Raw genomic sequence first — 16,767 nt, forward strand, 5'->3', positions numbered from 1 at the left:
CCCGGCATGACAGCGGAGAAGCACCGCGTCCGGTTCGAGCCGGTCGGGATCGAGATCGACGTCGCCGAGGACCAGACGATCCTGCGCGCCGCCGCCGAGCAGGGCGTCATGCTCATGCACGGCTGCAAGGAAGGGCAGTGCGCGGCCTGCAAGTCGTTCCTCCTCGACGGCGACGACGTCGAACACGACCGGTATTCGACCTTCGCGCTCCCCGACTACGAAAAGGAGGAAGGCTTCACCCTGCTGTGCCGGGCCCACGCCTACGAAGACCTGACGATCGAGCTGCTCAACTACGACGAGGAGATGATCCAGTCCGGCCTGCCGATCCAGGAGGCCGAGGTCGAGGTCGTAGCGAACGACCCCGTCACGCACGACCTCCGGCACCTGGTCGTCCGGCTGGACGGCGACCTGAAGTTCTTCCCGGGCCAGTACCTGGACTTCGCCGTCCCGGGCACCGAGGAAGCGCGGTCGTTCTCGATGGCCAACACCTCGGCCCGGGACGGGCTCCTGGAGTTCGTCATCAAGATCTACCCCGACGGGCTGTTCTCCCGGTTCCTGGCCGCGCAAGTCGCGGTCGGCGACCGGCTCCGGGTGACCGGCCCGTTCGGGGTGTTCACCTTGCGGGACAACCCGGGCGCGGACCTCGTCTTCGTCGGCGGCGGGGCCGGGCTGGCGCCGATCCTGTCCCTGCTGCGGTCCATGGCCGAGCGCGGGATCGACCGGAAGGCGACCTTCTACTACGGCGCGCGCCGCCGCCACGACCTCTGCTTCGAGGACGAACTGCGGGCGCTCGAAGAGAAGCTGCCGAACTTCCGGTACGTGCCGGCGCTGTCCGAGCCGGGCGACGCCGGCTGGACCGGCGAGACCGGGTTCGTCACCGACGTCCTGCGCCGGGCCGGGGCGGACCTGACCGGCGCGGACGCCTACGTCTGCGGCCCGCCGCCGATGGTCGAAGCGGCGCTGGAGCTGCTGCCCGCGCTCGGCGTCGACGGCAAGCGCGTCTTCTACGACAAGTTCACCACCACGGGCGAAGGGTAAGAAACCCATGACAGCCACCTCCGAACGCAGTGTGCCGAAGCCGGCGTTCACCGACGCCGAAGCGGGCGCGAAGGTCTTCCCGGACTCCACGGCCCGCCAGTACAACTACTTCACCCCGGCCAAGCGCAAGCAGAGCCACTACGAGGACGTCACCGTCGAGGTCCAGCCCGATCCGCGGCACTACCTGTCCCAGGGCTGGCTCTACGCCTTCGCCGATGGCCAAGGCGGCTACCCGCTGGAGTGGACGGCGCTGAAGGCGTGGGGCTCCGACCGGCCGCTGCCCGAACGCGGCCCGGGCTCCGGCGGCAAGGGCTACGACTGGCCCGCGCACGGCTGGCACGAGTTCCGGGACCCCAACGAGGAGTGGGAACTCACGCTGTACCGGTACAACGCGAACGTCGTGCGGCAGCTGAACCAGAACGTCGACGCCGCCCGACAGGCGAAGGCGTTCGAGCAGTGGAACCGCAACTGGGTCGACTTCGTCGCCAAGCACGTCGGCGCCTGGATGCACGTCGACCACGGCCTGGGCCTGTACCTGTTCGCCAACGCCAACCGCCGCGCCCCGACGAACATGCACAACAACGCGATCTCGGTGAACAGCATGCACCGCATCCGTGCGGCGCAGGACCTGGCGCTCTACAACCTGACGCTCACCGAGGAGATCGAGGGCTTCGACGGCACAGCGCACCTGGCCACCTGGAACGAAGACCCGGCGTGGCAGGGCGTGCGGGAGACCGCCGAGCAGCTGACCGGGATCTGGGACTGGGGCGAGGCGATCTTCGCCGCCAACGTCGTGTTCGAGCCCCTGGTCGGCGAGCTGTTCCGCAGCAACCTCGTCCAGCAGGCCGCGCCGGCCAACGGCGACTTCGTCACCCCGACGTTGATCGGCGCCGAGGAGTTCGACTTCTCCGAACGCGACCTCCGCTACACGAAGCCGCTGTTCCACTTGCTGGTCAACGACAAGGAGTTCGCCGACCACAACAAGGCGCTGCTGCAGAAGTGGCTCGAGGACTGGGTGCCGCGGTGCATCGCCGCCGCCCGCGTGCTGCAGCCGCTGTGGTCGCAGCCCGACGCCAAGCCGATCCGGTTCGAGGACGGCCTCGACCGCGTGAAGAGCCGGTTCGCCGGCATCCTGTCCGAACTGGGCCTCAAGGCACCCGAGGAGCTGGGCCAGTGACTGTCTTCAAGACCGCGGAAAGCCCGTTCAAGGCCGACAACACCGCGTCGAACATGTGCGGCTTCACCCTGATGAACAACCAGGTGGGCGCGATCATCGCGGAGGTGATGGGCGGATGCGACAACGTCACCATCACGCCGCTGCCGTCGATGATCCGGGTCGACGCCGTCGGCCGGATGGACGTGGTCTACGCCGAGGTCGACGAGGCCGCCGGCGAGGAGGAGGGCTGGTTCAACGCGGCCGAGTTCGAGGAGAGCATGTCCACCCACTACGGGCGGATGATCCACGAAGACGACCGCACGATCATGTTCGCCAACCCCGAGGACGCGGCCGAATACCTCGACTTCGACCTCAAACCGATCAAGTAGGACCCAGCACTCGATCCGGCTCAGGAGGATCACGGAAATGTACGAAAAAGACGGCGAAAAATACTTCGTGGTGGACGCCCACACCCACTTCTGGGACGCGAGCCCGGAAAACTGGATCGAGGGCCAGGAGGAATACGCCAAGGGCTGGATCGAGTGCTTCCACGCCTACCAGGGGCTCGGCCCGAAGGAGACGCACTGGCCCATCGACCGGTTCCAGAAGTACTCCGAAGAGCTGATGATGCACGACCTGTTCGAGGCCGGCCACGTCGACACGGCCATCTTCCAGCCGACCAACCTGCGGCAGTGGTACAAGAACGGGTTCAACACGACCGAGGCCGACGCGGCGCTGGCCGAGAAACACCCCGGCAAGTTCCTCGTCAACACGACCTTCGACCCCCGCGAAGGCGACGAGGGGCTGAAAGCCCTGGAAGAGCGCGTCAAGCGGTACGGCTGCAAGGGCGTCAAGCTGTACACCGCCGAGTGGCGCGGGGACTCCCGCGGCTGGAGCCTCAAGGACCCGGAGGCCGCGCGTTTCCTGGCGAAGTGCGAGGAACTGGGCGTCAAGAACGTCCACATCCACAAGGGACCGACGATCTGGCCGCTGGACAAGGACGCCTTCGACGTGTCCGATGTGGACCACGCGGCGACGAACTTCCAGGGCCTCAACTTCATCGTCGAGCACGTCGGCCTGCCGCGCATCGAGGACTTCTGCTTCATGGCCACCCAGGAGCGCAACGTCTACGCGGGACTCGCCGTCGTGATCGGCGGGCTGATGCACGCCCGCCCGAAGTTCTTCGCGAAGGTGATGGGCGAGCTGATGTTCTGGCTCGGCGAAGACAAGCTCATCTTCGGCGCGGACTACGCGATCTGGGAACCGAAGTGGCAGGTCGAGGGCTTCGTCGACTGGAACATGCCGGGTGACGACGAGCTGTCGGACTTCCCGCCGCTGACCGTCGACCAGAAGAAGAAGATCCTCGGGCTGAACGCGGCCCGGCTCTACGACATCGACGTTCCCGAAGAGCTGCGGCTCAAGGATCCGGAGACCGTCGAGCCCGTCGGCGTGCCGAACTCATGACCGCCGTGGTGACCGGGGCCCGCGCCGCCGTGTGGGCCGCGCTGGGCACCGTCCGGGATCCGGAACTGGACGAACCCCTCACCGACCTGGGTTTCGTGGCCCGCTGCGAGGTGAGCGCCACGGGGCACGCCGTCGTCCGGCTGCGGCTGCCGACGTACTTCTGCGCGCCGAACTTCGCGTTCCTGATGGTCGCGGACGCCTACGACGCCGTGGCCGGCGTGCCGGGCCTGACCGGGCTCGACATCCGGCTCGACGACCACTTCGCCGCCGACGTCATCAACCGCGGGGTGGCGGCGCGGCGGGGGTTCGTGGCGTCGTTCGAAGGCGAGGCCGCGGACGAGCTCGACACGCTGCGGTACGACTTCGTCCGCAAGGCCGTGCTGGCCGGGACCGACCGCGTCTGCCGGTCCCTCGACCGGGACCCTGCGTCGTCGACCCTGGGCGACGTCCCGCCGAGCCCGGACCTGGACCGGCTGCGGGCCCGACGGCGTGAACTGGGCCTCCCCGCCGAGGACGGTGACCCGCTGCTGCTGGACCCGGCCACCGGGACGACTCCGGTCGACGCGAAGCGCCACCTGGCCATCGCGCGGCTGACCCGCACGAGCATGGAGGCCAACTCGGGCGTCTGCCGCGGCATGCTGCGCGCGCGGTACTCGCTCGGCGCAGAAGAGGAGGGCACGGGATGAAGGCCGTGCGGCTGCAGAAGTACCACGAGCACCCGGTGCTCGAAGACGTCCCGGAGCCGCGCGCGACCGGCCCCTTCGACGTCGTGGTCAAGATCGGCGGCGCCGGCGTCTGCCGCACCGACCTGCACATCATCGAGGAGCAGTGGGCCGAGAAATCGGGTGTCACGCTGCCTTACACGATCGGGCACGAGAACGCGGGCTGGGTGCACGAGGTCGGGCCCGCGGTGACGAACGTCGAGGTCGGCGACACGGTCATCCTGCACCCGACGCCGACTTGCGGCCTGTGCCACGCCTGCCGCGCGGGCGACGACATGCACTGCCCGAACGGGAGTTTCCCCGGTATCAGCAGCGACGGCGGGATGGCCGAATACCTGCTGACGTCGGCGCGGGCGTGCATCAAGCTCGACCGCTCGACCGAGCCTTCCGACGTGGCGGCGTTGGCCGACGCGGGCATCACGGCCTACCACGCCGTGCGCAAGGCCGTCCCGCGCCTGTACCCGGGCACCACCTGCGTCGTCAACGGCGCCGGCGGCCTCGGGCACATCGGCATCCAGTCGCTGCGGGCGCTGACCGCGGCCCGGGTGATCGTGGTCGACCGCAACGCCGACGCGCTGGAACTGGCGTCGACGCTGGGTGCCGACGAGACCGTGCTGGCCGACGGCAAGCAGGTCGAGGCCGTCCTCGACCTGACCGAGGGCAACGGCGCCGAGGTCGTCCTCGACTTCGTCGCCGAGCAGGGCGCCCAGCAGGACGCCTTCGCGATGACCCGGCGCGCCGGGTCGCACTTCGTCATCGGCTACGGCTCGAACATCGACATCCCGACGATCGACATCATCTCCACCGAACGCAGCGTCATCGGCAACCTGGTCGGGACCTACAACGACCTGGTGGAGCTGATGGTGCTCGCGCAGGCCGGGAAGGTCACGCTGCACACGAAGAAGTACCCCCTCGACGCCGCCCTCGACGCACTGGCCGACCTCGACGCCGGGCGCGTGCGCGGCCGCGCGATCCTCACCCCCTAGGAGCAGGCATGGCGAAGGAACTGCGGTTCGGCCCGGACGCCCGCGACCTGCTGCTGGCGGGCGTCGACAAGCTGGCCGAAGCGGTCAAGTCCACGCTGGGGCCCAAGGGCCGCAACGTGATCATCGAGAAGATCACCGGCTCGCCGGTGGTCACCAACGACGGCGTCACCATCGCGCGCGAGATCCACCTGAAGAACCAGTTCGAGAACATGGGCGCGCAGCTGGTCAAGGAAGCCGCGATCAAGACCAACGACGTCGTCGGCGACGGCACCACCACGGCCACCGTGCTCGCCCAGGCGATCGTCCGCGAAGGCATGCGGGCGATCTCGGCCGGCGGCAACCCGGTGCTCGTCAAACGCGGCATCGACCACGCGGTCGGCCTTCTGGTGGCCCACCTGGAGAAGCAGGCGCACCCGGTGGTGTCCGAACAGGACTACGCGCGGGTGGCGGCGATCTCGGCCAACGACGACGACGCCGTCGGCGCGGTGATCGCCAAGGCGCTGCACACCGTCGGCGACGGCGGGGTCGTGACGGTCGAGGAGTCGCCGTCGATCGGGATGAGCGTCGAGTTCGTCGAAGGCTTCGAGTTCGACAACGGCTACCTCTCGCCGTACCTGGTCACCGACCCGGGCCGGCTGGAAGCGGTGCTCGACGACCCCTACATCCTGATGTGTGCGGAGAAGATCACCAAGGTGCAGCAGCTGATGCCGCTGCTCGACAAGGTGATGCGGGCCCCGCGGCCATTGGTCGTGATCGGCGAGACGGTCGAGGGCACGGCGCTGTCCATGCTGGTGCACAACCACGTGAACGGCACCTTCCAGTCGGTCGCCGTCCGCGCGCCCGGCTTCGGCGACCGACGGCTGCACAAGCTGGAGGACCTCGCCGCGATCGTCGGCGGCGCGGTGCTTTCGCGGCAGTCCGGGTTCACCATGGAGACGATGACGCTGGAGCACCTCGGCCGGGCCAAACAGGTCCGGGTGACCGAGAACCGCACGACGATCGTCGGCGGCGCGGGTTCGTCCGAGGCCGTCGAATTCCGGGTCGGGCAGCTGCGGGCGGAGCTGGAGCGCGCGCAGTTCGGTGTCGACGAAGACGTCCTGACCGAGCGGATCGGCGCCCTGACCGGCAAGGTCGCGGTGGTCCGCGTCGGCGCGGCCACCCCGGCCGAGCTGAAGGAGCTGCAGCACCGGGTCGAAGACGCGTTGTCGGCGACCCGGGCGGCGATGGCCGAGGGGATCGTGGCCGGCGGGGGAGCGGCGCTCCTGCACGCCGAGAAGGCCCTGGAGGGTCTCGGGCTCGACGGCGACCAGGCGATCGGCGTCGAGATCGTCCGGCGGGCCCTGGCCGAACCGGCGTTCCTCATCGCGCACAACGCGGGTCACCCGGCCCACGAGATCGTCGCGCGAACCCGGGAACTCGGTGCCGACGAGGGCTTCGACGCCCTGCACGACCGCTTCGGCGACCTGATCGACCTCGGCGTCGTCGACCCGCTGCGGGTGTGCCGTTCGGCCGTGCAGAACGGCGCCTCGGTGGCGGGCCTGCTGCTGACGACGAACTCCCTGATCGCCGAGGAACAGACGCCGTGGGGCGGCAGCCCCGCGCTGATGACCGAGTTCGGCCCGCTGGACGAAGGCCTGCACCAGCCCTCGCCCGACGCCAGCACGCCGCAGTCGCTCGGGATGGGCCCCTCCGTCGGCTGAGCCCCCCCCCAGCCGCGGAGTGCGGAGGTCTCCTCGCCGGCGTCCTGAGCCCCGGCGGGGAGACCTCTCCCGGTCAGGGAGCGAGGCCGTGCCGGGCCAGCTCGTGCCCGGCCAGCTTCTCGATGACGTCGCGGTCGCGCTCCCGCCAGCCGTTGGCGACCTCGCCGACGGACGCCAGCCGGTGCAGCGGCTGCGTCGCCAGCGCCCGCAGCGCGAGCAGGTCCAGCCCGTCGTCGCCGAGGGCCCGCAGCCGCGCGGCCGCCGTGGCGCGGCGAGTGAAGTGCCAGCGCAGCGGCAGCCACGTCACCACCAGCGCCAGCACGGGCAGGACGATGATGACCGCGGCCAGCCACCAGGCCAGGTTTTCGACCGATTCGATCTGCCACCGCCCGGCGTCGGTGAGCTGGGTGCCGACGTTCGAACCGCCGTGCAGCGCCTTCGCGAGCGCGCCCCCGACGAGCGGGATGCGATCGGCGGTGTCCGCCGCCGAATCGAAGGTGCCCCGCAGGCCGGTGCCGGCGTCGACGAGCCCGGCACCCGGCGCGCGCAGCTTCAGCACCTGGTCGTACACCGACGTGCCCAGCCACACCGCGAAGACGACGAGCAACACGGCCAGGAGATCGCTGACGAGCTGGGCGGTACGGCGCATCGGCCGTTCGGCGTAGAGCTGCATCGGGAACGCCTTTCGCGGTGGGGGAGCGCGGCCCCGGCAACGTACCCGCGCCCCTTCCGGGCGAATCGCGCGGTCCCCGCACGGCTATGACACTTGTCATGGCGTTTTCCCGGCCGCTGTGCTCTGATGGGGTTATGACCACTGTCATGGAGGTCCGCGCGGCGGACCGCGCGTGCGTCGCGGCCCTCGTCGAGGCCTGCTCGCCGGACAGCCTCCGGCGCCGGTTCCTGATGGGCGGCCCGGCCCGGCCGGCCGACGTTTTCCAGCGTTACCAGCGGTTCCTGCTCGCCGGACCACCGGACGGCGTCGCGTTGCTCGGCTACCGTGACGGCGTTCCGGTGGGTCTGCTCAACTTCGCCGTGGTGGCGCCGGGGGAGGCCGAGATCGGCGTCCTCGTCGCCGACGCGTGGCAGCGGCGGGGCATCGGCAGCGCGCTGAGCCGGTGGCTGTGGGCGTCCGGGCGCTGGCCGGGCTGGACGGTGCGCGCCACCGTGCAGTCCGGGAACACCGGTGCCGAAGCCCTGCTGAGGGGCCAGGGTTTCCGGCCGGTGCCGTCCTACGAGCGCGGCGAACGCGACTTCGCGCTGGTCGTCCCGGACTGGGCTACCATGACGGACGTCATGAAGGAGGCAGCCGATGACGAGGACACCGCGCGAGCGGATGGTGCTCAGCGCCGCGCAGCTGGTGCGGATCCACGGTGTCGGGGCGACCGGCATGCGGGACGTGGTCGCCCACGCCGAGGCGCCGCGGGGGTCCCTGCAGCACTACTTCCCGGGCGGTAAGGACCAGCTGATCGCCGAAGCGGTCGCCTGGGCGGGTGACTACGCGGCCCGGCGCGTGGCGCGCTTCGCGGCCAAGCTCGAGGACCCGACACCGGGAAACCTGCTGGCGGCCATGGCGGCCCAGTGGACGGACGAGTTCACCCGCGACGGCTTCGACGCGGGCTGCCCGCTGGTCGCAACGGTCGCCGACACGGCCGCGACCAGCGACAGCCTCCGTGAAGCGGTCGCCAAGGCGTTCGACGGCTGGCAGGCCCCGCTCGCCGCGACCCTGGAACAGCTGGGCGTCCCCCCGGCCCGCACGGCGCCCTTGGCGGTGCTGATGCTCAGCGCCCTGGAGGGCGCGATCGTCCTGGCCCGGGCCCACCGGGACACCGCCCCGCTCGAAACGGTGGTCGCCGAGCTGCGGCCGCTGCTCGACGGCGCGGTGGACAAGCGCCGCCGCCGGGCCTAGAGGTCGCGGAAGAACGCCCGGATGTCGTCGACGAGCACGTCCGGCGCCTGCAGGGACGCGAAGTGCCCGCCGGTGTCGTACTCCGACCAGCGCGTCACGGTGTTCGACAGCGCGGCGAGGCCGCGGATCGCGTGGTCACCGCGGAAGTTCGCGACGGCGGTCGGCACCCCGGAGGGCGCCGGCCGTTCACCCCAGCCGTCCTGAGCCGCTTCGCGGTAGAGGCGCGCGGCCGAGCCGGCGGTGCCGGTGAGCCAGAAGATCGTCACGTTCGTCAGAATGGCGTCGCGGCTGACCGGCGTCTGCTGCGTGGCCGTCGGGTCCCAGTCGACGAACCACTCGAGGTTCCAGGCGAGCTGCCCGGCAGGCGAGTCGTTGAGGGCGTAGGCGAGGGTCTGCGGGCGGGTGGCCATCTGGGTGGCGTAGCCGGAGTGGGCGTACCACCAGGTCTGGTTTTCCTTCGCCTGCTTCAAGTCCGCTTCGGACAGCCTGGTTTCGTCGCCGGGCGCGGTGGGAACACCGGCGTTGGCGACGGCGTTGACGTGCACGCCGAGGACGGACTCCGGAGCCGTCCGGCCGAGTTCGGGCGAGACGATGCTGCCGAAGTCGCCGCCCTGGGCGCCGTAGCGGTCGTAGCCGAGCTGCTTCATGAGCTCCGCCCAGGCTTTCGCGACGCGCCGGGTGTTCCAGCCGGGCTGCCGGGTGGGCCCGGAGAAGCCGAACCCGGGCACGGACGGCGCGACGACGTGGAAGGCGTCGCCGGGATCCCCACCGTGGGCACGCGGATCGGTGAGGGGCCCGAGGACGTCGAGGAAGTCGGCGACCGTGCTGGGCCAGCCGTGGGTCATGATCAGCGGGGTCGCGTCGGGCTCGGGGGAACGGACGTGCAGGAAGTGGATGCACTGCCCGTCGATGGTGGTGGTGAACTGCGGGTGGGAGTTGAGCCGGGCTTCCTGGGCGCGCCAGTCGAAGCCGTCGAGCCAGTAGCCGACGAGGTCGGCGAGGTAGGTCTGGCTGACGCCGTAGTCCCAGCCGACGTGGGGGAGCTCGCCGGGCCAGCGGGTGTCGGCGAGGCGTCGGCGCAGGTCGTCTAGGTCGGCTTGGGGGATTTCGATGTGGAAGGGATCCATGGCTTCGACGATGCCGTCGATTTAGGACAGATCCCGTCCTCTTCGGTACCGTTCAGGTGTGCGTGCCGCCGTCGATGCGGATTTCCGTGCCCGTGATGAACTTGCCGTCCTCCGACGCCACCATCGCCACCACGCCCGCCACCGTCTCCGGGCCCGCCACCGGGTTGCCCACCTCCGTCGTGTGGTCCGTCGGCAGGATCGGCAGCAGCCGCCCGAACAGCGAAAAGTCGACGCCGGACGGCAGCCAGCTCGCCGCCGAGTCCGTTATTCCGCTCTTCACGCTGCCCGGGGCGATGCTCACCGCGCGCAGGCCCTGCCTGCCGTACTCCAACGCCAGCGAGTGCGTGAACGCCTGGATGCCGCCCTTGCTCGCGCTGTAGGCCGCCATGTAGGGGTGGGCGAACGACGCCGACGTCGAGCTGAAGTTGACCACCACGCCCGCCGGCGGCTCCAGCAGGGCCGGGAGCGCCGCGCGCGTCACCAGGAACGTGCCCGTCAGGTTCACCGTCAGCACCCGGTTCCACAGCTCCAGCGACGTCTCGTGCGTGTGCGACGCCAGCAGGATCCCGGCCGCGTTGACCAGCACGTCGAGCCCGCCCAGCGCGTCGAGCGCCGATCGCACCCCGAACGCCACCGACTCTTCGTCGGCGACGTCCATGACGTACGTCGTCAAGCCGCCGCGGGGCGCGGCCTGCTGGGTGCCGATGAGGCCCGCTTCGGAGACGTCGGTCCCGATGACCCGGGCGCCTTCCGCCATCAGGCGGAGCGTGGTGGCCCGGCCGATGCCGGAACCGGCGCCGGTGACCAGGACCCGGCGATCGCGCAGGCGTTCCATGGCCCTCACCGTAGCCAAGGAGCTACAGCTCGGGCACCCTCTCGGACTCGGGCGGCGGGCCCGGGGGCGTCCCGTCGCCGAACGGGCGCCCGCCCAGCTCCTCGCGGCCGTGCGGGGTGCGCCATCCCGCCGTGTCCGGCCCGAGCGGGACGATCCCCGTCGGGTTCACGTTCTTGTGCACCACGTAGTAGTGCTCCTTGATCTGGGCGAAGTCGATCGTGTCGCCGAAGCCGGACGTCTGGAACAGGTCGCGCGTGTACGCCCACAGCACCGGCAGCTCGGTCAGCTTCTGGCGGTTGCACTTGAAGTGGCCGTGGTACACCGCGTCGAACCGGACGAGCGTGGTGAACAGCCGGACGTCGGCCTCGGTGATCGTGTCGCCCACCAGGTAGCGCTGGTTCGCCAGGCGCTCCGACAGCCAGTCGAGCCGGGCGAACAGCTTCCGGTAGGAGTGCTCGTACGCCTCCTGGGAGCGGGCGAACCCGCACTGGTACACCGCGTTGTTGACGTCGGTGAACACCTTCTGCGCCACGTCGTCGATCTCGTCGCGCAGCTTCTCCGGGTACAGCTCGGGCGCGCCGTCGCGGTGGAACGCCGTCCACTCCGTCGACATGTCCAGCGTCATCTGCGCGAAGTCGTTCGTGACGACCTGGCCGCTCGGGATGTCGACGAAGGCCGGCACCGTGATGCCGCGCGGGTAGTCCGGGTCGCGCTTGAAGAACGCCTCCTGCAGGCGCTCGATGCCCAGGACCGGGTCCTTGCCGCCGGGGTCGAGGTCGAAGCTCCAGCTGCGCTCGTCGTGCACCGGTCCGGCGATCCCCATCGACAGGACCGGCTCGAGCCCCAGCAGCCGCCGCACGATCACCGCGCGGTTCGCCCACGGGCAGGCCCGGGCCACCACCAGCCGGTAGCGGCCCGGCTCGACCGGCCAGCCGTCGCGGCCGTCGGCGGTGATGCGGTCCGGGAGGTAGTTCTGGTCCCGCTTGTACTCGCCCTTGTCGCTCATCGGCGTCCTCAGCAGTCGTCGGTCGGGGGAGCGGCGTCCAGCGCCGCGGCCAGCCGGGCCAGCACCGGGCCGGCCGTGCGGATGTCCTCGGCGCTCAGGTGGTCGAACACCGAAGCCCGCACGCGGGCGAGGTGGCTCGGGTAGGCCGCCTCCAGTCTGGCCAATCCGGCCGGAGTCAGCACGGCGTTGGCCGCGCGCCCGTCCTCGGCGCACCGGCGCTTCTCGACCAGGCCGCGGCGGGTGAGGTCGTCGACGACCCGGCTGATCCGGCTCAGCGACAGCCCGGTCGTCGCGGCCAGCGCCGAGAGGCGGAGCAAGCGGTCGGGCGCCTCGGACAGCGCCACCAGCACGCCGTAGTCGGTGATCGCCAGGCCGGTCTCGGGCAGGAAGTGGTCTTCGAGCGCGCGCGGCAGCGCCGTCATGATGCGCATCAGCGGCCGCCAGAAGGCGGTTTCGTCGGCGTCGAGAGCGGACAGATCACCCATGTCGGCGACTCTACCTAAAGCTTGCTTGCGCAACCAGCCAAAGTGAGTACAGTGTCGTTGAACCCTCAATCATCGGGGGGCGCCACCACGAGGAGAGAAGAACAGCGATGACCAGCGCGACCACCTACCCCCAGCTGACCGGCGAATACACCATCGACCCCACGCACTCGCGGATCGGGTTCGTCGCCCGGCACGCCATGGTGACCAAGGTGCGCGGCAGCTTCAACGAGTTCACCGGCTCCGCCACGATCGACGGCGACGCGCCGGAGAAGTCGTCCGCCCAGGTGACGATCCAGGCCCACAGCATCGACACCCGCAACGCCGACCGCGACGGGCACCTGAAGAGCAACGACTTCCTGTCGATGGACGAATACCCGCAGATCACCTTCACCTCGACCGAGATCAAGCAGGCCGGCGAGACCAGCTTCGAGGTCACCGGTGACCTGACGATCAAGGACGTCACCCGTTCGGTGACGATTCCGTTCGAGTTCGAGGGCTCCGCGAAGGACCCGTTCGGCAACGACCGGATCGGCTTCGAGGGCTCCACCACGATCAGCCGCAAGGACTACGGCATCACCTGGAACGCCGCGCTCGAGACCGGCGGCGTGCTGGTGAGCGACAAGGTCACGCTGGAGTTCGAGATCTCCGCGATCAAGTCCGCCTGATCCCGGGAGCGGGAACCGGGGTTCACCGGTTCCCGCTCGCCCGCAGGTTCCCGATCCCGACGTCGAGGGCCGCTTCGAGGTGATCGAGGCGGCCCGTCGACAGCATCACGACCACACCGCCCTGGATGCCGGCCAGCAGGGCGGCCGCCGTGCGGTCCGCGTCCAGCTCCGCGCCGGCTTCGCCGGCGTCCTTGAGGTGGCGGATCCCGGCGGCGATCTCGTCCTGCCAGCGCCGCAGCATCTCGCTCACCACGGCCTGCGCGCCCGGCGTCGCCCGGCCGAGCTGCGAGATCAGCACGTTGAGCGGGCAGTGCTGACCACGGCTGTCGTAGTGCGAGACCACCGTGTCACGCCACCGCTGCCAGGCGGCCCACGAGGTCAGCCGGCCCAGCTGCGGCTGCTGGACCTCGAGGACCTGGTCCGCCTCGAACCGGGCCACCGCCAGCAGGAGTTCGTCCTTGCCGTCCGGGAAGTAGTGGAACAGCTGGCTCTTGCTGGTCCCGGTCCGCGCCCGGACGTCGTCGAGGGTCGTGGCGGCGACGCCGCGCTCGCGGATCTCGGCCGCGGCGCCTTCGACGATCCGTTGCCGCGTTGCGGCGCCCTTCGGGGTCAGCTTTGGACTCACAGGTCCACTTTAATCCTCGCGGATCGGCAGCTCCACGCCGTCGCGCAGGAACACCGGGATCCGCTCGGCCGGGGCCGGCGCCTCGACCCGCTCGCCGCCTTCGTGCCGCTCGCCGGTCACCGCGTCCGTCCAGGACGCCCCCGCCGGGAGGTACACCGTCCGGGTCGTGACGCCCGGTTCGAGGACCGGGGCCACCAGCACGTCCGGGCCGAGGAGGAACTGGTCGTCCACCTCCCAGGCCGCCGGGTCCGCCGGGAAGTCGACGAACAGCGGGCGCATCGGCGGGATGCCCTGCTCGTGCGCCACCCGCATCTGCTCCATCAGGTACGGCCGCAGCCGCTCCCGCAGCCGCAGGGACGCCGTGATCGCCTCGTACGCCTCCGCCCCGAACGACCAGACCTCGTTCGGGCCGCCGGTCATCTCCGGGCCGAACGCCGGGCGCGGGTCGCGGAAGCCGTGCAGGCGGAACAGGGGGCAGAACACGCCGTAGGAGAACCAGCGGACCATCAGCTCGCGGTACTCCGGCGACGAAGGGTCGCCGCCGTGGAAGCCGCCGATGTCCGTGGTCCACCAGGGGATCCCGGCCAGTGCCACGTTGAGCCCGGCGCGGACCTGCGCCCGCAGCGACGCCCAGGTCGCCCCGACGTCACCCGACCAGAGCGCCGCCCCGAAGCGCTGGCTGCCCGCCCACGCCGAGCGGCTCAGCAGCACCACTTCGTCGTCGCCTTCGGCGCGGATACCGTCGTGGAACGTCTGCGCGTTCGCCTGCGGGTAGAGGTTGAACACCTCCGCGCCCGGGCCGGCGTGGAAGCCGAGGTTGTGCGGGTGGCCGGGCTGGATCTCCGGCTCGTCGCCGTCCAGCCACCACGCGCGCACGCCCAGGTCGTAGTAGTTCTCCTTGACCTTGCTCCAGACGAACCGCCGCGCCTGCGGGTTGGTCGCGTCGTAGAACGCCACCGGCATCTCGACGCCGAAGCCCTTGTCCTTCCACGGCGCGTGCGCCGGGACACCGCTCTCGGCCGCCACCAGCAGGCCCTGCTCGTGCAGCTCCCGGTAGTTGGACGACAGCGGGCTGACCGACGGCCACACCGAAACCATCAGCTTGACGCCGAGCTCCGCGAGCTCGCGCACCAGCCCGGCCGGGTCCGGCCACTCGGCCGGGTCGAACCGCCAGTCGCCGAGGTGCGTCCAGTGGAAGAAGTCGGCCACGATCACCGACAGCGGCAGTCCCCGCGCGTGGTACTCCCGCGCCACCGCCAGCAGCTCTTCCTGCGTGCGGTAACGCAGTTTCGACTGCCAGAACCCGGCCGCCCACTCCGGCAGCATCGGCGCGTGCCCGGTCGCGTCGGCGTAGTGGCCGAGGATCTGCCGCGGGCCGTCGCCGGTGGTGATCCAGTAGTCGAGCTGACGCGCGTCGTCGGCGACCCAGCGGGTGCCGTTCTCCGCCAGCTCGACCCGGCCGACGGCGGGGCTGTTCCACAGGAACCCGTAGCCGCGGCTGGAAAGCAGGAACGGCACCGACACCTCGGCGTTGCGCTGCACCAGATCGAGCACGAGACCCTTCTGGTCCAGCCTGCCGTGCGTGTGCTGCCCGAGCCCGTAGAGCCGCTCGCCGTCGTAGGCGCTGAAGCGCTGTTCGAGCCGGCCGTAGCCGTTGCGCGAGGGCATGAACAGCCGCGCGCCGGGCCACCAGAAGTGCGCGCGCTGCTCGGAAAGCAGCTCTTCGCCGGTGCCGGTCCGGACGAACCGCAGCTGCGCGTCGATGCCCGTGTCGGTGTCGGCGATCTCGACGATCGCGGTGAGCAGGCCGTTGACCACGCGGCCGGTCCGCTCGTCGGCGGACGCGGTGGCGGCGGACGGCTTCGCCGGCAGCAGCGCCCCCGGGACGTCGTCGAGGATGCGGTGCCGTCCGGCGCGCACGCGCAGGCTGCCGTCGCCCCACGGCTCGATGCGCAGCACCTCGTGCCGCACGCGGACTTCGAGCGAGCGGCCGTCTTCGGTCGTGGCAATCACGCGGGTCTCCTTGGAAGAAATCAGTCTTTGACGGCGCCGCTGGTCAGCCCGGCGACGACGTAGCGCTGGGCGACGACCAGCAGGACGGCCGCGGGGACCGCGGCGAGGACGGCGGTGGCCATGATCCCGTTCCAGTCGGCGGACTGGTTGCCGACGAACCGGTAGATGCCCACGGTGATGGGCTCGAACGACTGCCCGGTGGTCAGGGTGACGGCGAACAGGAAGTCCGCCCAGGCGAACAGGAAGGAGAACAGCCCGGCGGTGACCAGTGCGTTGCGGCTGACCGGCAGGATGATCGAGCGGAACGTGCGCCAGTACCCGGCACCGTCCACTCGCGACGCTTCGGTGAGCTCCTTGGGCACGGAGACCATGAACGCCCGCAGCAGGAGGATGGCGAACGGGATGGTCGCGGTCGAGTCGGCGAGCACCAGCCCGAGGTAGTCATCGATCAGGCCGAGGTTGCTGAACACGGTGTAGAGCGCGTTGGCCATCACGATGCCCGGGATCATCTGCACGATCAGCAGCACGAACACCAGCGCCGGTCCGCCGCGCACCTTCAGCTGGGCCAGCGCGTACGACGCGGGTGCCGCCACCAGCAGCGAAACGAGCACCGTGCCGAGCGCCACGACGACGCTGGAGAGCAGGTTCGGCCCCTGCGTCGAGACCGCTTTGCGGTAGCCGTCCAGCGTGCCGTCGACCGGGAAGAACGCCGGGTCCGGGCGCAGCAGCGCGCCGCTGGGCTGCAGGGAGGCGTTGACCATCCAGTACAGCGGGAACAGCAGCACCGCGACGATCAGCACGCCCACCGCGGTCCGCGGCCAGTTCGCCGTCTTCATGCCGCCCTACCTTTCAGATGTACCCCTGGTCGTCCGGGATGATCGGGGTGTGCAGGCGGGGCGGGTATGGCTTTCCTGCTTGCTGCCGGTGATGGCTCCGGAGGCTTGGCCGCCCGTCCCGCACCCTTGTTCCGACCGCTGATCAGGCACTGCGGACCATCGCTGTGTAGGGCGTTGCCGGCGGAGCGGGGACGCACCGCACG

The 16,767-nt window shown here is 70.4% G+C and carries 18 protein-coding genes; 10 read left to right on the forward strand and 8 right to left on the reverse strand.

The window, feature by feature from the left end:
• Positions 1 to 6: 6 nt before the first annotated feature.
• From ACLJPY_RS49295 to groL, 7 genes are read left to right on the forward strand one after another with little or no spacing between them, the layout of a single operon-like run.
• A complete protein-coding gene (locus tag ACLJPY_RS49295; protein ID WP_410597940.1) occupies positions 7 to 1,038 on the forward strand; it encodes an NADH:ubiquinone reductase (Na(+)-transporting) subunit F in 1,032 nt (343 codons plus the stop codon).
• Between the two features lie 7 nt (positions 1,039 to 1,045).
• Positions 1,046 to 2,215 (forward strand): toluene hydroxylase, encoded by a 1,170-nt coding sequence (locus ACLJPY_RS49300; RefSeq protein WP_410597941.1) that lies wholly within the window; start codon positions 1,046 to 1,048, stop codon positions 2,213 to 2,215.
• Positions 2,212 to 2,583, forward strand: a complete 372-nt coding sequence (mimD, locus tag ACLJPY_RS49305) for a propane 2-monooxygenase effector subunit MimD (protein ID WP_410597942.1) — start codon at positions 2,212 to 2,214, stop codon at positions 2,581 to 2,583. Before ACLJPY_RS49300 ends, mimD begins: the two co-directional genes overlap by 4 nt.
• A gap of 37 nt (positions 2,584 to 2,620) precedes the next feature.
• Positions 2,621 to 3,658: an amidohydrolase family protein gene (locus tag ACLJPY_RS49310; protein WP_410597943.1), complete on the forward strand. Its 1,038-nt coding sequence runs from the start codon at positions 2,621 to 2,623 to the stop codon at positions 3,656 to 3,658.
• Entirely contained in the window at positions 3,655 to 4,344 is a 690-nt protein-coding gene (locus tag ACLJPY_RS49315; RefSeq protein WP_410597944.1) for an iron-sulfur cluster assembly protein, read from the forward strand. The genes ACLJPY_RS49310 and ACLJPY_RS49315 overlap by 4 nt, the downstream gene beginning before the upstream one ends.
• Positions 4,341 to 5,366 (forward strand): NAD(P)-dependent alcohol dehydrogenase, encoded by a 1,026-nt coding sequence (locus ACLJPY_RS49320; protein ID WP_410597945.1) that lies wholly within the window; start codon positions 4,341 to 4,343, stop codon positions 5,364 to 5,366. Before ACLJPY_RS49315 ends, ACLJPY_RS49320 begins: the two co-directional genes overlap by 4 nt.
• Positions 5,367 to 5,374: 8 nt before the next feature.
• Positions 5,375 to 7,066 (forward strand): chaperonin GroEL, encoded by a 1,692-nt coding sequence (groL, locus tag ACLJPY_RS49325; protein WP_410597946.1) that lies wholly within the window; start codon positions 5,375 to 5,377, stop codon positions 7,064 to 7,066.
• A 73-nt stretch (positions 7,067 to 7,139) separates the two neighbouring features.
• Here groL and ACLJPY_RS49330 read toward each other — a convergent pair whose 3' ends face one another.
• On the reverse strand, positions 7,140 to 7,739 hold the full coding sequence (locus ACLJPY_RS49330; protein ID WP_410597947.1) for a hypothetical protein: 600 nt from the start codon (positions 7,737 to 7,739) through the stop codon (positions 7,140 to 7,142).
• Positions 7,740 to 7,873: 134 nt separating this feature from the next.
• Between ACLJPY_RS49330 and ACLJPY_RS49335 the strand changes: the two genes are divergently transcribed.
• Entirely contained in the window at positions 7,874 to 8,521 is a 648-nt protein-coding gene (locus ACLJPY_RS49335; protein WP_410597948.1) for a GNAT family N-acetyltransferase, read from the forward strand.
• Positions 8,463 to 8,972: a TetR family transcriptional regulator C-terminal domain-containing protein gene (locus ACLJPY_RS49340; protein WP_410597958.1), complete on the forward strand. Its 510-nt coding sequence runs from the start codon at positions 8,463 to 8,465 to the stop codon at positions 8,970 to 8,972. Before ACLJPY_RS49335 ends, ACLJPY_RS49340 begins: the two co-directional genes overlap by 59 nt.
• Here ACLJPY_RS49340 and ACLJPY_RS49345 read toward each other — a convergent pair.
• From ACLJPY_RS49345 to ACLJPY_RS49360, 4 genes are read right to left on the reverse strand one after another with little or no spacing between them, the layout of a single operon-like run.
• The gene (locus ACLJPY_RS49345) at positions 8,969 to 10,099 is read right to left on the reverse strand and encodes an epoxide hydrolase family protein (RefSeq protein WP_410597949.1); all 1,131 of its coding nucleotides are present in this window, start codon (positions 10,097 to 10,099) and stop codon (positions 8,969 to 8,971) included. The two genes, ACLJPY_RS49340 and ACLJPY_RS49345, sit on opposite strands and share 4 nt — an antisense overlap.
• Before the next feature lie 52 nt (positions 10,100 to 10,151).
• The gene (locus ACLJPY_RS49350) at positions 10,152 to 10,934 is read right to left on the reverse strand and encodes an SDR family NAD(P)-dependent oxidoreductase (protein ID WP_410597950.1); all 783 of its coding nucleotides are present in this window, start codon (positions 10,932 to 10,934) and stop codon (positions 10,152 to 10,154) included.
• Between the two features lie 22 nt (positions 10,935 to 10,956).
• The gene (locus tag ACLJPY_RS49355) at positions 10,957 to 11,940 is read right to left on the reverse strand and encodes a glutathione S-transferase family protein (RefSeq protein WP_410597951.1); all 984 of its coding nucleotides are present in this window, start codon (positions 11,938 to 11,940) and stop codon (positions 10,957 to 10,959) included.
• Between the two features lie 8 nt (positions 11,941 to 11,948).
• Positions 11,949 to 12,425, reverse strand: a complete 477-nt coding sequence (locus ACLJPY_RS49360) for a MarR family winged helix-turn-helix transcriptional regulator (RefSeq protein ID WP_410597952.1) — start codon at positions 12,423 to 12,425, stop codon at positions 11,949 to 11,951.
• A 107-nt stretch (positions 12,426 to 12,532) separates the two neighbouring features.
• On the opposite strand from ACLJPY_RS49360, the gene ACLJPY_RS49365 reads away from it, so the two are divergent.
• On the forward strand, positions 12,533 to 13,090 hold the full coding sequence (locus ACLJPY_RS49365; RefSeq protein WP_410597953.1) for a YceI family protein: 558 nt from the start codon (positions 12,533 to 12,535) through the stop codon (positions 13,088 to 13,090).
• A 22-nt stretch (positions 13,091 to 13,112) separates the two neighbouring features.
• On the opposite strand, the gene ACLJPY_RS49370 is transcribed toward ACLJPY_RS49365, so the two are convergent.
• From ACLJPY_RS49370 to ACLJPY_RS49380, 3 genes are read right to left on the reverse strand one after another with little or no spacing between them, the layout of a single operon-like run.
• The gene (locus tag ACLJPY_RS49370; protein WP_410597954.1) at positions 13,113 to 13,715 is read right to left on the reverse strand and encodes a TetR/AcrR family transcriptional regulator; all 603 of its coding nucleotides are present in this window, start codon (positions 13,713 to 13,715) and stop codon (positions 13,113 to 13,115) included.
• 9 nt (positions 13,716 to 13,724) lie between these two features.
• Positions 13,725 to 15,728, reverse strand: coding sequence for a TIM-barrel domain-containing protein (locus ACLJPY_RS49375; RefSeq protein ID WP_410597955.1), 2,004 nt, complete (start codon positions 15,726 to 15,728; stop codon positions 13,725 to 13,727).
• Between the two features lie 20 nt (positions 15,729 to 15,748).
• The gene (locus ACLJPY_RS49380) at positions 15,749 to 16,564 is read right to left on the reverse strand and encodes a carbohydrate ABC transporter permease (RefSeq protein WP_410597956.1); all 816 of its coding nucleotides are present in this window, start codon (positions 16,562 to 16,564) and stop codon (positions 15,749 to 15,751) included.
• Positions 16,565 to 16,767 lie beyond the last annotated feature (203 nt).

This window comes from Amycolatopsis sp. lyj-23, from assembly GCF_046549135.1.
Classification (GTDB): domain Bacteria; phylum Actinomycetota; class Actinomycetes; order Mycobacteriales; family Pseudonocardiaceae; genus Amycolatopsis.

Coding starts and splice junctions, on each gene's coding strand:
- ACLJPY_RS49310 (WP_410597943.1), top strand. CDS start 2,621: ATGTACGAAAAAGACGGCGAAAAATACTTCGTGGTGGACGCCCACACC.
- ACLJPY_RS49330 (WP_410597947.1), bottom strand. CDS start 7,739: ATGCAGCTCTACGCCGAACGGCCGATGCGCCGTACCGCCCAGCTCGTC.
- ACLJPY_RS49350 (WP_410597950.1), bottom strand. CDS start 10,934: ATGGAACGCCTGCGCGATCGCCGGGTCCTGGTCACCGGCGCCGGTTCC.
- groL (WP_410597946.1), top strand. CDS start 5,375: ATGGCGAAGGAACTGCGGTTCGGCCCGGACGCCCGCGACCTGCTGCTG.
- ACLJPY_RS49345 (WP_410597949.1), bottom strand. CDS start 10,099: ATGGATCCCTTCCACATCGAAATCCCCCAAGCCGACCTAGACGACCTG.
- ACLJPY_RS49315 (WP_410597944.1), top strand. CDS start 3,655: ATGACCGCCGTGGTGACCGGGGCCCGCGCCGCCGTGTGGGCCGCGCTG.
- ACLJPY_RS49355 (WP_410597951.1), bottom strand. CDS start 11,940: ATGAGCGACAAGGGCGAGTACAAGCGGGACCAGAACTACCTCCCGGAC.
- ACLJPY_RS49380 (WP_410597956.1), bottom strand. CDS start 16,564: ATGAAGACGGCGAACTGGCCGCGGACCGCGGTGGGCGTGCTGATCGTC.
- ACLJPY_RS49320 (WP_410597945.1), top strand. CDS start 4,341: ATGAAGGCCGTGCGGCTGCAGAAGTACCACGAGCACCCGGTGCTCGAA.
- ACLJPY_RS49295 (WP_410597940.1), top strand. CDS start 7: ATGACAGCGGAGAAGCACCGCGTCCGGTTCGAGCCGGTCGGGATCGAG.
- ACLJPY_RS49300 (WP_410597941.1), top strand. CDS start 1,046: ATGACAGCCACCTCCGAACGCAGTGTGCCGAAGCCGGCGTTCACCGAC.
- ACLJPY_RS49360 (WP_410597952.1), bottom strand. CDS start 12,425: ATGGGTGATCTGTCCGCTCTCGACGCCGACGAAACCGCCTTCTGGCGG.
- ACLJPY_RS49365 (WP_410597953.1), top strand. CDS start 12,533: ATGACCAGCGCGACCACCTACCCCCAGCTGACCGGCGAATACACCATC.
- ACLJPY_RS49335 (WP_410597948.1), top strand. CDS start 7,874: ATGACCACTGTCATGGAGGTCCGCGCGGCGGACCGCGCGTGCGTCGCG.